Raw genomic sequence first — 15,508 nt, 5'->3', positions numbered from 1 at the left:
CGCCGCACCCGGCCCGCTCAGCAGTTGGACAGCACGTAGGTGACGACCTCGATCAGCCGGGCGCGCAGGGCCGAGGCCTCGTCGCCGGCCGCGAGCAGGCCCGCGCGGTAGCCGTCGAGCCGCCCGACCCAGGCGGTCCGGTCGATCGGGTCGAGGCAGTCCGCATAGGAGCCGTGGTCGCCGCGGGAGACCTTGCCGACCTTGTTCACGATCGCCAGCAGGTGCGGGGTCGTGTACGGGTCGCCGTCCAGCCGGTCCGCCGGGAGGTCACGGAGTTCGGCAAGCGCCTCGAGCACCGCCACGTTCGCCAGATCCGAGCTGGTCACGGCCGTGGCCCGGGCCAGCGACAGCGCCTGCTCGCCGGTGAGTTCCCCGGCGAGCAGCAGCTGGACCAGCAGGCCGTCCCACTTGTACCGCTCCGCCCGGCTCCCGCCCACGCTCACGTAGTCGTAGACGAACGTGACAGGCACCGGACCGCGTTCGGCGGTCCAGGCGGGCTCCACGCCGAGCGGGCCGGACACCACAGGCCGCGGCCGCGCGTCGCCGACGAGGCCGGCGCGCATCGCCACCTCGAGCGCGGTCCGGAACGCGGCCAGCCGGGCGTCGTCAGGTGCGGACGCGGCCAGCCGGGTCAGCGCCTCGGCCACCCGTGGGTCGTGCAACCGTTCCCGGTTCCTGCGGTGGTACGCCTCGGCAGGTTGCGGATCCCGGGCCCGCAGCCACTCGGCCAGCGCCACAGGCATCGTGCCCGGCGCTGGGGACAGCGCCGCGGCCGCACGCAGCACGGCCGGGGTGAGCGACTTCTCCAGGTCACCCACGGTGCGGCCGTCCGTGTCGCGCAGCCGCCAGACGTCCTCGAACCCGGCCGTCTCGATCGTCAGCGCGACCGGTCGCTGCTCCGTGCGTACCTCCTCGAAGCGCGCCGCCCCGAACGCGGTGGCCCGGGACCCGATCACCAACGGCGCCGGCCCGATCCGCCGGTACCAGCCGATCGCGTCCCGCAGAGCTGCGATCACGGGCGTCACCACCTCCGGCGCACCTGACAGGTCGACGGCGATCACCGGGCGGCCGGCGTGCGTGGCGTACGCGTCGACGGACCGGAGGATCGCCGGCGGCTGCGCGGTCCACGTGCCGAGCTTCAGCACCGGCATCGGCGCGGGCCATTCGTTGTCCGGGAACACCCCGGTACGCAGCACCGCGTCAAGCGCCAGCAGCGGCCGGGCCACCGGGTGCCCGCCGTCCGGCACCAGCCGGGCGACCTGGCGGATCACGTCGCCGGCGCCCAGGCCGCCGAGCCGCGCCCACCCGTCCTGCTCGGGGAGTGTGCCCAGCTCATCAAGCGCCGCCGCCACAGATGCCCAGGCCTGGCGTACCGGTTCGTCCGCCCGGGTGAGCTCGTCCACGCCGGGCTGGGCCATCCGCATCGCGAAACGCGCGTCGTCCAGGACGGACGGCAGGCCGGGGCGGGCGAGCGCCTCCGCCGGTGTGATCGGTACGTCCACCTCCGCCCGGTAGATCCGCAGATCGGCGAGGCCGGCCGTCAGCTGGCCGGGCGGGACGATGCCGTACGACTGCAGCAGCCACTGCCCGAGCTCCGCCTGGTCCGGGGGGACGAGCGTGTCCCCGGCCGAGCGCTGGTCGAGCTGCGCGGCCGCCCATTCGCGACCGCCGATGAGGAAGAGGTCCTCCGGACGGGCCGCCGCCAGTGGTGTGTACAGCGCGCGCAGCCGGTCCTCGGTGACCGCGGTGGGGCCGTCCGCGAGCGCGGCGAGGTAGGCCACGGCCAGTACCCGCGCGTGCGCCCGGGGTCCGCGGCTGCCGGCCACCCGTTCGGTAAGCGCGCTCAGCGCCGCCTGGACTGTGGCTTCGTCCGTGGTGCCCGACGGCACGCCCGCGGCGACGGCAAGCGCATCCATCAGGTGGCTCGCGGTGAACTCCCGCCCCGGTGCCGTCTCCTCGACCGTGTCGAGGTCCGGAGTGCCGGACATCCACGCGAACAGCCGCTCCTGGACATCCGGGCCCGGAACGTCCGTGGGCCCTGTGACCACCGGGGTCTGCAGGGCGGCCGGGGCCCACATCGTCGTGAGCCCCTCGAGGCCGCCGTCCCGTGCGGCGTCGGCGGCAAGCGTCAGCAGCGTGAGCCGTGCGCCGACCCCCTCCCCGCCGGTGACCCGGAGCGCAAGCGCGTCCACGGCCGCGGTGATCGTCGCCCCGTCCACGACCGACAGCGGCACACCGGCCAGGTCGAGCAGCGTGTCGGCCAGGAGGTACGCGGTCACCTGCCCGCCCGGTCCCGGCATCGCGAGCTGTCCCGGGTCGGTGTCCGTGCCGAACAGCGTCTCGAACAGCCACCGGTCCGCGCCGCTGATCCGGTGGATCACGCCGTCCGCCACCTCCGGCACCGGGTCCGGTGCCAGCTCCGGCTCGTGCACCCGGATCCGGCGGGTACGCAGCGCGAGGCCCGCCGCGGCCGAGAACTCGGCGATCCGGCTCAGCGCGGTCTGCCAGACGATCCACGGGGTGGTCCGGCCCGGCGAGCCGACCACCACCTCCGGGTCGCCCGGCGCGATCACCGGCTCGGCTCCCTGCTCGCCGATCCACAGGTGCTTCCCGACCTGGTACGCGATCGTCCCGGCACCGAGCCGGTAGGCGCCGTCCCGCGGCGTGGTCAGCTCGTCCGCCGGATCGAACGGCGCCGCGCCGACCCGGTGGTAGGCGGCGAACGGGCCGAGCGCGGGCCTGTGGTTGCGGCCGTAGGAGGCGAAGTGACCGGCCAGGTCCGCGTCCGGGGGCGCCACCCGCTCCTTGCGGATCGTGACCACGTGTGCGGTGCCGAGCTCGCGGGCCAGCTCGACCGCCTGGCCCGCCGTCAGCCGGGTGTCCGGGTTGAGTTCGACGAGCGTCCCCGGGGGGAGTCCGTCAAGCGACCGGGAGAGCGGGCGCAGGTCCATGCCGGGCCGGACGTCGATGACCACGAGCGGCCCGCTCTCCGCCGGACGCCGCTCGATCGAGGAGCGGGCGCCGTCGCGATGGACGTGGAGGCCGGCGTTCCCCAGCCCGGTGACCCGGAAGCCGAGCGGCGCCACCAGGCTGGCGCCGCTCCAGTCCCGGGCGGAGCCGGCGGTGCGCAGCGAGCGTGTCACCCACAGCTCTGCCGCGGTGCGCGGGCCGAGCTGCGCGAGGACGTCGAGCCGGGCCCGTTCCGACCGCCAGGCGTCGTGCGCGGCCGCCAGCCGGTGACGGACCCGCTCACCGGCCCCGGACGGCACGGGCGCCGGCCGCAGCCCGTCGAGGCTCCGGCCGGCCTGCCGGAGTTCCCGGGCCCGATTGCGGCTCTCCGGACTCCACGCCTGGCGGAGCAGCTGCGTCCGGGCGTCGTCGACGTCCGGGTGGCGCAGGATGACGGCCTGTACCCGCGGGATGTTCTGCTCGGCGACGTCCGCAGCCTCTATCTCGCCGTGCCGCAGGCGGTCCCAGCCGCGGACGATGTGCTGCTCGGCCTGCAACAGTCCGCGCAGCAGCGTGTCGAGCATGCCGTCGACACCGTCGTTCGGGTCCAGGGTGACAGTCCAGGACCCGCTGTCGAACCCGCCGTTCGCGCCAAGCAGCACCGGCTCCAGCAGCGGAAGGCCTGCCGCATGGGCCAGCTCGCCGGCAAGCGCGGTCCAGGCCTCCTGGGCCGCCCCGGGGTCCACGCCGGACAGCCGGTGATTGTCTGCGGCCGCCCGGTCCCGCGCGCGTTGGTGCAGGCCGGGGTCGCCCACCCGGTACTGCTGACTGTCGTGCCGGCGGTCCAGGCCGAGCATGCCGTCCCGGACGGCGAGGACCGCGCGCTCGTCGACGGTCCCGGGCGGTGGCCGCCAGCCGGCGCTGCGCAGATCGTCCGCAAGCCAGCCGAGGCCGAGCTGGGTGAGGCTGTCCACGTGGGCCGGGCTGAGGGTGTCGCGGGGTTCCGATGTGACGGCCGGCGCCGGGGCGTTGCCTATCAGCTCGTCCCACCGCCGCGCGGACAGCTCGAGGTGAAGCGTCGCGAGCCGGTCGAAGTCGATCGCGCCGACGCCGCCGGTCCTGGCCGCGACGTACGACAGCGCAAGCACGCGGCGCAGCGAGTCCATGTCGTCGCCGCCGGTGATCAGCTGCGTCGTCTGGGAGATGGGCCACGTGATCCGTCGCTGATCCGTCTCCCCCGGGGGCACACCGGCGATGTCGGCCAACCTGTCGACCAGGTGGTACGCGGTGATCACACCGGTGCGGCCGACGATCCGCAGGCGCGCCGGGTCGACGGACTCGGGACCGCCGAACATCCACCGGAACAGCTGCTGGTCCTGCTCGGACGCCCCGAGGACCACGCCCTCCGAGACGTCCGGAAGCGTGGCCGGCTGCGGCTGCGGCCGGTGGACCCGCACCTTCTCCAGCTCGAACGGCTTACCGGCAGCGGCCGACCAGAGGGCGACCCGGTCGACCGCGATCTGCCAGACGTGCCATGGCGTGCCTGCCACCGGCGTGCCGACCACCACCTGCGGGTCGCCGGGCTGGATGACCGGGACCGTACCGGCCTCACCGAGCCACAGGCGTCCGTTGATCATGGCAGCTCGGACGCCGTCGCCGAGCGTGTACTGCCCGGTCTTGACGTCGGCAGGTGCGGTGGGTACGACGTTAGGGTCGAAGGGGGCGGCGCCGACCCGGTAGTACGAGGCGAACGGGCCGAGCGCGGGCCGATGGTTGACGCCGTACGACGCGAAGTGACGGATCTCGTCGTACCCCCAGGGAAGTTCGACCAGATCCTTTCCGATGGTGAGCATGTGGTCCGGGCCGAGGTCGGCGGCCAGGCCGATCAGGGTCTCCGGTTGCAGCCGGGCGCTGGGAAGCAGCTCCACCACCGCGCCCACGGGCAGCGTCGACCGCAGCGCACGCAGCGTGTGGCCGATGTCCGCGAGCGCGTGGTGCTGGATGACCACAAGCGGCCCGGTCGCCGGGGGCCGCCGCGTGATCGCGACCGGCGCGTAGTCGACGTCGTGGAGCAGGAACCCGGCCTCCGCAAGCGGGTGCGCGGCGAAACCGTCCGGCACGGGCGGCGCGACACCGCTCCAGTCGAGGACGGAGCCGGCCGTCTGGAAGCCGCGCTCCACCGCCAGATCCGAGACCAGGCGCGGCATACGCGCGTATCGCAGGCCGAGTTCTGAGGTCAGTCGCCGCCAGGTGGAACTCTCCCGGAGGAGGCGTCGGTGCAGCCGGCTGCCCGGGGCGGCCCACCGCGGCGACATCAGGTGCCGGCCAAGCTCGTCGAGGCTCCGCCTGCCCTGCCGCGCGCCGTCGGATCCGGCCGTCCACTCATGGGCCGCCACCCTGGCCGTGTCCGGCACGTGCGGGTACCGCGACAGCAGGTCCAGCACGGCGGCCGGGACGTTCTGCGCCTGACCGGTCAGAGCGTTCGCCACAAGCATGTCCCGGATCGCCACCGAGGACCGCTCGTTGTGCAGGAGCCCGCGGAGCAGGGCGGTCATCAGCTGGTCGACGCTGTGACGTCCGTCAAGCGTCAGGGACCAGGTGCGGAGGTCGAAGCCGGCCGCCGGGGCGCCCGAGTCGTCCAGGACGACCCGGGTGAAACGCGGGATGCCCGCCTCGTCGGCAAGCGTGTCGGCCACCACGCTCCACGCCCGCCGGCGGCGCGCCGGGTCCGGGCCGCGCAGGTCCCGGTCGTGCCGCGCCACAAGCTGCCGCGCCTGTTCGTGCAGATGCGGGCGGGCGACCTGGTAGATGAGATGGTCGTCGCGACGTTCCAGGCCGAGCTGCGCCGCGTACGCCTCTCGGAACGTGCGCTCGGTGCGCCTGGCCGGCCTCAGCGTGTCCGTCCGGATCTGCCGGGTGCCGGCCCGGATCTCATCGGAGGTATCGTGCGTCACCCGCCAGCCCGTGCTCATCAGGTCCGTCGCGAGCCAGTCGAGGCCTTCGTCGTGCAGGTACGTGTCGAGCGGCAGCGGCTTCAGGACGCGTACCGGATCGCCTTGCGCGTTCACCTCCGCCCGGACCGTGATCTCCACGCTGTTGAGACGGGTGCGGTAGAGCCCGGCCTGCGGATCGACGAGGTCGCGGTGGACGAGGTTCTCCACCCGCACCACCCGGCGTATCAGGCTTACCGCGAGTTCCCGGTGCCGCTGTGCGCGGGAGGTGAACGTCTGCTGGAATCTGGTCCCGACCTCGCCGAGGCGTCGCGCGAGCTGGTAGAGGTCCTCCGCGCTGTCGTCCTCGAAGACCACGCCCGGCTGCTGTGCGCTCCCACCGGCCATACCCGGCTCGCTCCGGCCGACACCGCGATCGACGAGCGCCTCCACGGTGCGGTCCGACGCCGGCGCCGCCGAGCCGGGCCGGCCGGCCACTGTCGCGCGGGTGCGCAGGTCCACCTGGGTCAGCGCCTCGTCCGCGTCACCGAGCAGCCGGATCATGCCGGTCAGCGGCCTGGGCAGCCCGCCCCGATCTGCGAGCGTGAACGGCTGGAGCCGGTCGTCGCCGGTCTCCTGCGTCTCGACGAGCGTGAAGCGCGTCTTGTCCAGCCGGTGCACCAGCACCATGTGCGCCGGATCGGTGCGGTGGATCGCCCACACCGGCGTGATCGCGCCGATCCGCAGCGCATCGAGGCGGAGCGCGTCGACGGGCGCCAGGAACCGGCCGCCCAGCCGTTCGGCGAGCGCGTCCCTGCCCAGGAGGCCGCCGGTGGCCGAGCCCGCAAGCGGGATCTCCAGGTCGCTGAGCACGGACATCACCCGGTCGACGCAGTCAGGCGCCTGCGCGTCCCAGGGCGGCAGCCCGCTCAACGCGTCCCGCAGCAGCACGCCGGACATCCACGGCGCCACTGTGGACAGCGCCACCGCCTGCGCGGGATCGTCCGGGTCCGGGACCTGCGGGCCGTCGCCGAACAGGCGGGACATAACCGTCACCGCCGGTGGCAGCAGCACGTTACCGGGGTCGAGCCGGAGTTGGTCGTAGATGCGCTCGCGGGTCGAGTGGTACTGCCCGGCCAGGTTGCGCAGCCAGATGTCCGGTGCGTGCGTGATGCGGGCCCTTGCCGCGTCTCGGAACCGGCTCCAGATCGCGGCTACGGCGGGGTTCCGGCCGTCCGCGAACAGTGGGCCGAGCCGGGCGTCGAGCGCGGCCGTGAGCAGCACGAGGCCGGCTGCCGCGCGTGCCAGGGCCGGTGTGGTGTGGCCGGCAGTAACCTCCGTCGCGTCGCGGACCGAGCCGGGGCCCTGCACGCCGGTCCAGCGCAGCACCGGCGTCTCCGCGAGCTGGGCCGGGCGCATCAGCTCGCCGAGCCGCCAGCCACCGGCAGGTTGTCCCCGGTCCGGCTCGGGTCCCAGGCCGAGCGCCACGCGCAGGTCAGCGGGCAGCGGGACCACACCGACCCGGACCTCGCCGTTGGCATCGCCGATCATCGTCCGGTCGGTGACGGTACGGATCCGGTCGCGCAGCGCCGGCTCGGTGAGGAACGGCTCCAGCAGCTCGCGCCAGGCGCTCGCCGGATCGCGCAGGCCGGCGACGACCGATGCCACCTCGGTCAGGTGCAGATCGCCGTCGCGGAATCCGAGCGCCCACACCAGCCGCGCCGCCAGATCGCGCAGGATCTCGTCGCGGGCCGCGTCGGCCCAGGTGCGACGTGGCGTCAGCGGGTCCCGGCTGATCCAGGTGCCGTCCAGGCCGTACGCGATGCTGAGCAGGCCGGGCAGATTGCCGTCCGGCGCCAACAAAGCGGGTGGTAGGTCGGCGTCCTCCGGCCCGGAGAACTCCGGGTTCGCCAGCCACAACGTGGGCCGTCGCCACACGTCCACCTCAGGTGACCCGGCGAGCTCCCGGCCGCCGTCCGCGCCGGCGAAGCCGTCCCAGAGGCTGCTCATCAGCTCACGCTGCGGGCGCCGGTAGTTGTCCTTGATCCGTTGCCGGAAGAACCCCGGCGCCGGGTGGTGACGTGCGCTCATGATGGCAGCGTTGTTGAACGCGCGGGCACCGTCCTCGCCCGGCGGGCTCTCCTGCAGCGCCCACCCGTTCTCGTCGAAACGACGGCGCAGCTCCGCCACGGTCGCGGCCGGGTCCGGGATCCGCGCGTCGCCGTCCAGATAGAGGCCGCCGAAGTCGTGGACGAGCCGCCAGCGGAAGACGTCCACCGAGGTCGCGGCCCCCTCCGGCGTATGCGCGGCCAGGCCAAGTGTCACCTCTGGATCGAGTGGATTGCCCTCGTGGTAGACGTCCTGCGCCCGGATGAGACGGACGCCGTTGTCGCGCGCCCAGCTCAGCGCCGCCGGGCTCGGCTGCCGGTTCACCCAGAGCGTGCTGACGAACCCGTGCGGACTCATCGCACGGGTCTGGTTCGCCACGCCGTCCAGGAACTTTCCGACCGACTCATCGGCCGGGTCCAGCTCGCCGAACCAGACGTTCGGTATGTGCAGCGGCATCTCCTGGCCGGCCGCGTTCCGCCAGACGCCGTCATCGCTCTCTGCCAGATCGGCGAGCCCCAGATCGGCGAGCGCGGGAGCACCGGCGTTCCGAGCCCGGTCAAGCCGGTCGAAGTAGTCGCGCAGCGCGGTGGTCGGCACCGTTCCGGGGTTGCGCGCGTACGACGGCGTCCTGGCCGGCCGGACGGCGCCGAAGTAGTCCACGCCGATCAGGCCGTCGCTTGACGCGCCGCGATCCATCAAGGTCCGCACCAGACCGACAGGTCTCGGGCCGTCGTTGCCGGGCTCGGTGACGGTGATCGAGGGCACGACCGTCAGGTCGGAGATCAGGAACTCCGGCAGGGCGGGCGCGGCCGGCCCCGGGGCGATCGCGGGGTGGAACGCGACGGCGCCGGCCTGGGCCAGCAGCCGCGGGTTGACCGGCGCGAGGTCCGGGCCGGTGGCCCAGACAGTTCCGCCGTCCGGGATCAGCCAGGTCAGCCGATCCCCGCCGAGCCCGGACGTGCGGACGAGTGCGCGCGAGCCGGGCGTGGCAAGCAACGCGCCGGTCAGGTCGCCGTCCGGCACGGGCACGCCGCCGCCGAACCGGTTCCAGACCTCGTCGGCTGTGGGCGGGGTGAGGCGCCCCGGGTCCCAGTCGCCGGCCGCGCCCTCAAGCACCATGCCGACCGCCAGCGGGTACGCGGCCGACGTCGACGCGCCCAGCTCCCGTACCCGCGCAAGGGGTGTCCGGGTGTGATCGTCCGCGAGGCGGGCGGCGGTGCGCAGCAGGTCACGGGCGGTGGCGTCGCCGGGAGGCAGGATCCGCACCGCGATCGGCGTGCCTGCGGTCTCCCGGTCGTCCGGGCCGACCGGGACGAGTCGCGCCGAGGGCCCGGTGCCGGGCAGCGGCGGGAGGTACGCCTGAGCGCCGGCCGTCTCCGCCGCGTCAAGCCAGATCCGCGGGTCGAGCGGGTCGCCCGGCACCGGCGCGATCACCACGTCGTGCGGACGGTCGAGTGTGCTCAGCGTGCGGCCCAGCGCCTGCATCGCCGAACCGCTCGACAATGCGGCGCCGGGTACGAAGATCGCGCCGCCGGTGGCCGGGCGGGGCGCGCCCATCGCCCGCATCAGCGCCATCAGGTCGACGCTCGCGCGTGTCTGCCCGGGGTGGAAGTACACCCCGCCGGGCACCGGCAGGAACATGCCGTCGCGGCAGATGATGTCGAGCATCGATTGAGTGGGCACCGTCGCACTCCAGACCAGTCGGGAACTCCCCTATCTCACCACTCCAGCGGCACGGGAGCAGATCGGTGGCGACGCGCCGGTCCGGGTTACCAGCTCGGGCCGGCGGGAACCTCGCCGCGGGGTGACGCCTGCCCGGCACCCGAACGGCCGCTCGCGACGGCCGGCGGCGGGATGGCGGCCGGGCCCGCGGCTCAGCAGCTCGCCAGCAGGTCGGTGGCGAGCCGGAGGAGGGCGGCGCGCCGGGCGTCGGCCGGGTCGCCGGTGGACCGCCAGTGCGCGGCTAGGTCGTCGAAGCGGCCGATCCAGGCTGTGCGGTCGACCGGGTCCACACAGTCCGCGTACGAGCCCGCCGCGCCCCGCGTCACCCGGCCGATCCGCTCCAGGATCCGCACGATCTCCGGATGCGTCATCGGGTCCTCGCCGAGCAGCGACCCGGGCAGATCGCGCAGCGCCAGGAACACCTCGACGACCGCGATGTTCGCCAGGTCCGGCGCGGTGACCGCGGTCGCGCGCATCAGCGCCAGCATCTGGCCGCCTGTGAGTTCCCCGGCCAGCACCAGCTGGAACAGCAGCCCGTCCCACGCATATCTGTCCCGCCTGCCGCCGGTCAGGGCCAGGTAGTCGTAGACCGCAGTGACAGGTGCGCCGTCGGCCTGCCGATATGCGGGCTCGGCCGCCAGGATCGAGGTCGCGGACGGCCGCAGCCGGGCCACGCCCGGATCCGGCAGACCGCCGGACCGCCGGGCCAGATCGAGTGCGACACGGTACGCGGCCAGCTCCACATCACCCGGGTCCGCCTCGGCCAGGCCCGCCAGTACGGTCTCCGTCGCCGGGCCGTGCAGGGCCGCCGCGTGCGCGCGATGGAGCGCCTCGGCCTCGGCCGGTCCCTCGGCCAGCAGCCAGCCGGTGAGCGGGCCGGGCAACGGGGACGTCGAGCCGGGCAGCTTCGCGACCGCCTCGAAGAGCGCCGCGTCAAGCGCGGCGGCCTGGGTGACAGGTGTGCCGTCCGCGGCGCGGAGCCGCCACACGGCCGCCTCGAAACCGGAGGCCTCCCGGGTGAGGGAGAACATCGGCCGGTGCGCGCGGGTCTCGTCGAGCCGCTGTCGGCCGGTCGCGGTCGTCTCGGGGGCCACCACCAACGGCGTCAGCCCGGCCCGCGCATAGCGGCGGAGCACCGCGTCGAGCCGGCCGATCACGGTCTCCACCGCTGGGGGCGCGCCGGCCAGTCCGACCGCGATCACGGGGCGCCCGGCCAGATGGCCATGGGCCCGGACGCGGTCGAGCACACCGGCGCCGGCCCTGAACTCACCCACCACCCGCACCGGCGGTCCGCCGGGAACGCGCGCCGGCGGCTCGTCTACGCCGCGCTCCGGATCGGCGTCCTGGAGTGGGAGTACCGGCGTTCCGTCTGCGGCATCCGGCTGGTTCACCGATGACGGCGGCGCTGTCCGGACGGTCTGCCGCCGGTCTGTGGCCGTCTCCGTGGCCAGCCGGTCAGCCGCGGTGAGCGTGGCCGACTCCGGTGCTGCCGCACCGGCACGCCGGGTCTCCACAGTGACGTGCCGCAGCGCGCCGTCCGCGTCCGTGACCAGCCGCACCGGGCCCCGCAGCGACTCCGGCAGCCGCGTCGAGTCCCCCTCGATCAGCGCTGACAGCGGCACCGTCGTGAATCGCGCGTCGCCCTCCGCGGCCGGATCGATCACCACGAAGCGCGTGTGGGTGGCCCGCTGCGCCAGCAGCAGGCGATCGCCGTCCCGGATCGGTGTCACGCTGCCCACCGGCAGTCCGGCCAGCCGCCCGGCGCCGCCCGCCGCCCCGAACCAGCCGCCCAGCCGCGCCGCGACCGCGTCGGGCCCGCGCAACCCGTCCGCGTCGCTCGCGCGTACCGTCCGCCCGAGCAGTAGCAGCATCCGCCCGATGTCCGGTGTGGACAGCACGTCCGTGGCGGCGCGTACCCGCCGCTCCGCCGCGGTGAGCGCGGGCGCTGCCGTCGCCGGCCATTCGCCGCCCGGGAACCGGCGCGTGCCGAGCAGCGCGTCTAGCCGCAGCAGCAGGCCGGCCACCGGGTGGTCGCGGTCCGGGACCAGCTCGCCGACCAGCTCCATCGCCTTGTCGGCGGCAAGCGCGAGGTCGCGGAACCGTGCGCGCAGCTCCGGCTCGGTGAGCCCGGCGAAGTCCGCCCGCAGGCCGGTCAGCCCGGCGGTCGCGAGGGACCATGCGGTCGCGGCGTCCGCCGTACCGCTGACCAGCCGGCGTACCGACGGATCGGCGATTTTGATCGCGCGCAGTGCGGGGTCGAGCGTGCCGAGCAGGCCGTCCTTGCCGGGCGCGAGCACCGCTGCAGGTGCGGGCGGGGCCGCGTCGTAGCGGATGCCGGCAACGCGGTAGACGCGCAGGTTCCGCATCCGGTCGGCGGAGTACAGCACCGAGTACTCCGCGCTGACCCGGTTGACGAAACCAGGCCCGAACTCGCCGTCGATCGCCCGCATCGCGAACCGGGTGCCGATGTTCTGTGCGTAGAGCAGCGCCGCGAGCTGCTCCGCGGTAAGCCACGCCTCGGTCGTCCGGCCGTCGCGCTGCACCGGGACCCGGACCAGGTGGCCGTACGGCCGGGCCACCACCAGGTACGTCGAGGTGCGTTCCAGCTCCTCCCCGCGCCGCCACCGGGCCCATCGACTGCGGGACAGCAGTGCCAGCACCGGCCGGCGGGAGCCGCGCCGCTGCCCGGACTCGTGCTGCACGATCGCCCGCGCACCGTCCAGCCGCCCGGACGTGCCGACCTCGCCCACCAGCTGCACCGGATGGTCCCAGACGCCGTTCCGTTTCTCCCACAGCGCGCCGCTCGGGTCGTAGTAGACCTTGCCCTGCCAGGGCGTCAGCACGCCGTGCGCGGCGCTGAGCCGGGCCGCCACGTCCCGGGCCGCACCGTTCGCCGCGGTCCACGCGCGGGCCTCGTCCGCGACCTGCTCCGCGGTCCGGGAGACGTACAGCGAGTGCTCCAGGTACGCGTCCGTGCCCTCCAGCGTGGTCATGCCCTCGGCCGGGTCGTGCGCGTTCCGGGCCGGCAGGTGCAGGCGCAGCTCGAACGGAATGCGTTTCGGCTGCCCGGGGACCAGACCCGTGTCGTCAAGCAGGGTCATGCCGCCGACGATCTCCGCGAGCGAGGTCAGCCGGTCCGGGTCACCGAGCAGCGCGCCGCGCAGCACGTGCTTGTAGCGGGGAGCGCGGGCCGTGCTGAAGGTCAGCGGCATGCGTTTCCCGGTCCACCGCTCTCCGCGTCCGGCCAGGCCGGGCAGCCGCCGCGCGAGCGCCCGGTCCAGGTCACGGACCAGCGTGTCGAAGTTCCGGGTGAGGAAGTCTTTGACGTCGCCGGGCAGGTAGTCGCTGATGTCGTCCAGGTTGTACCGGCTCAGCGCGAGCATGCCGTTCTTGTGCAGCCCGACATGCTTCAGCCGGCTGGCGTACGCCTTCGTCATCAGGTGGGTGAGCACCACCTGCAGGACGCCGCGCAGCTCGTGGGCCTCGGCGCTGCGCATCAGCTCGGTGACGTCGTGCTCGTCGAGCGGCCCGTCGACGAGTTGCCGGAGGAACGTCCGGGCGACGCTCATGGCGTGATCGGCGACCACCTGGTCGACCCGGACGATCTCGTCGTAGAACTTGTCCCGCCTGCCGACCCATTGACGCCGCAGCGCGTGCAGCGCCGGGATGCCGGCCAGCGACACGTCCACTGTCGAGTGGTAGAGGTTGACGGGTGCGGTGTGCTCCGGATGGAACAGCGTCTGTTCGCGTGCGGCCTTCGGCAGGTCCGCCGGCTCGACCTCGATGAGCGCGTCGCGGATCTCCCAGGCGGCCGCCTGTTCGTGGCGGGAGAGACTGTGTGCCCACTGCCCGAAGTGCGTCACCATCTCCGGTGTCAGGCTGAGCGCGCTCTGGAGCGTGTGCCCGTAGCGGCCCATGTGCTGCAGCCAGCGGACCATCACCTTGGCGCGGGTGTGCAGCGTGGTCGCGGGAGGGTAGTGGTCCGGATCGTCGGGCAGCGCGGCGCCGACGTGTGTGACGACCTCGATGATCCGCCACTCCTCGGCCCGCCGGTAGCGGCCCTCAGCCCTCTCGGCCTGCATCCGGCTGCCGTACCAGCGGCCGGACCGGCCCAGTACGGCGACCTTCGTGTCGCCCTTGAGCAACAGGCCGACGCTTGGCAGCTCGACGAACGTCAGGTTCTCGAACGAGTTGCTGAACGCCGGCGCCGGCGGCTTCTGGTCCAGCAGGCGTGCCCGGCCGATCCGGACCATCGGCTCGATCTCCTCGCCCACGCCCTCCGGGTCGGGCCGCCCGGTGGCCGGATCGGTGAGTGCGAGCGCTCCGCGGTCCCGGGGAGCCGGTTCCGGGGCGGAGACGGTACGCCGCCCGGTCACCTCGGTCTGCCGCAGCCGCCCCGCACCGTCCTGCACGAGCCGGAGCGTGCCGGTCAGCGCGTCCGGAAGCACCCGGTCGCGCAGCGTGAACGGCCGGAACCTGGCCACGCCGTCGGCCTGCGTCTCCAGAAGCGTGAACCGCCCGTCGCCGTGACTGTGGACGAGCACCATGTGCGCGACCCTGCCGGGCCGCAACAGGCCGTCCGGGATCGGGACCGGCTGCACCCAGACCGGCGTGACCGCGCCGGCGCTCAGGCCGCCGAGCAGCCCGGGCCCGCCGGCCGGGCCGAAGAAGCCGCCCATCCGCGCGGCAAGCACCTCGCGCGGGCGCAGGCCGTCGGTGCCGGGCGCGTAGGCCAGGCCGCCGAGCCCGCCGATCACGTGCGCGACCCGGTCCACGCAGTCCGGGTCGCCGTCCCAGCGCGCCAGCGTGTCCATCACTGCGGTCAACGCCGGTGGGTGGTCCGGCACGTCCGCGGCCGGTGGCGGCCCGAACCGGGTGACAAGGGTGCCCGGCGCCCGCATCCTGGCCAGGAACGGTTCGTCCGCCGGCGCGATCCCGTCCGCGGACACCGTGCGCGGCGTCCCGTCCTCGCCGGTGAACAGCCAGGTCAGCCGTTCGCTGGTGAAGCCGGGCGTGCCGGGCGTGCGCACCAGCGCGGGCCGGCCGGGCAGGTCGACCGCGCCACCTGCTTCAAATGCGCGCCAGACCTCGTCGAGCGTCGGTGGTGTCACCCGCCCGCGGTCCCAGGCGTCCGGGCGCCCGGTCAGGATCATGCCGACGGCCAGCAGGTAGGCGGGCGAACGGGACGCGGTCAGTTCGCTGATCCGGTCGGCCGGCGGCCGTGTCAGGTCCCGGGCCAGGTCCGCGGCCGTGCGCAGCAGGTCGCGCGCGTCCGCGTGTGCGGGCGGCAGGATCCGCATTCCGGCCGGCGGGCCGGAGGTCTCCCGGCCGGCCGCGTCCACCGGCACCACGCGCGATGAGAACACCGTGCCGGGTACGTACGGCAGGTACGCCTGCGCGCCGGTGGCCTGCGTCGCGGCCAGCCAGTCGTCAGTGCCGACGAGGCCGCCGTCCGGACCGGCGAGCACCACGCCGGCCGGCATCTCGTCGAGCGCGATCCGCACCGCCTGCAGTGCGCCGGGGCGGCGCAACGCGGCCTCCGGCACCACGATGGTGCCGCCGTCCGCCGGTCGTGCCGCACTCATCGCCCTGGTCAGCGCCAGCAGGTCGACCGGTTCGTCAATCCTGCCCGGATGGAAGTACGCCCCTCCCGGGATCGGCACGAAACGTCCGTCGCGGCAGATGTCAGGCAGGGCTAACGTGGGCAAGGTCACTCCTCGTGCGGGGTGCCCTGATAACGGGACACCGCAGCAGTCGGTTCAACGGATGTGCTGCCCGTCCAACGTGATGCCCGGTGA

The 15,508-nt window shown here is 74.1% G+C and carries 2 protein-coding genes; both read right to left on the bottom strand.

Translation table 11 applies throughout. From position 1 onward, the window contains the following. Positions 1-17: 17 nt before the first annotated feature. Positions 18-9,671 carry a hypothetical protein gene (locus tag ACIA8K_RS31025; protein WP_396065631.1) on the bottom strand — a complete coding sequence of 3,218 codons (9,654 nt, stop codon included), beginning with the start codon at positions 9,669-9,671 and terminating at the stop codon, positions 18-20. 191 nt (positions 9,672-9,862) lie between these two features. Further along, positions 9,863-15,373, bottom strand: coding sequence for a hypothetical protein (locus ACIA8K_RS31020; protein WP_396065629.1), 5,511 nt, complete (start codon positions 15,371-15,373; stop codon positions 9,863-9,865). Positions 15,374-15,508: the final 135 nt, after the last annotated feature.

Origin of the sequence: Catenuloplanes sp. NPDC051500 (genome assembly GCF_044454585.1) — a bacterium.
Lineage (GTDB): Bacteria > Actinomycetota > Actinomycetes > Mycobacteriales > Micromonosporaceae > Catenuloplanes.
The sequence above is the reverse complement of the archived record's forward strand: the minus strand, read 5'-3'. Positions and strand labels throughout refer to the sequence as shown.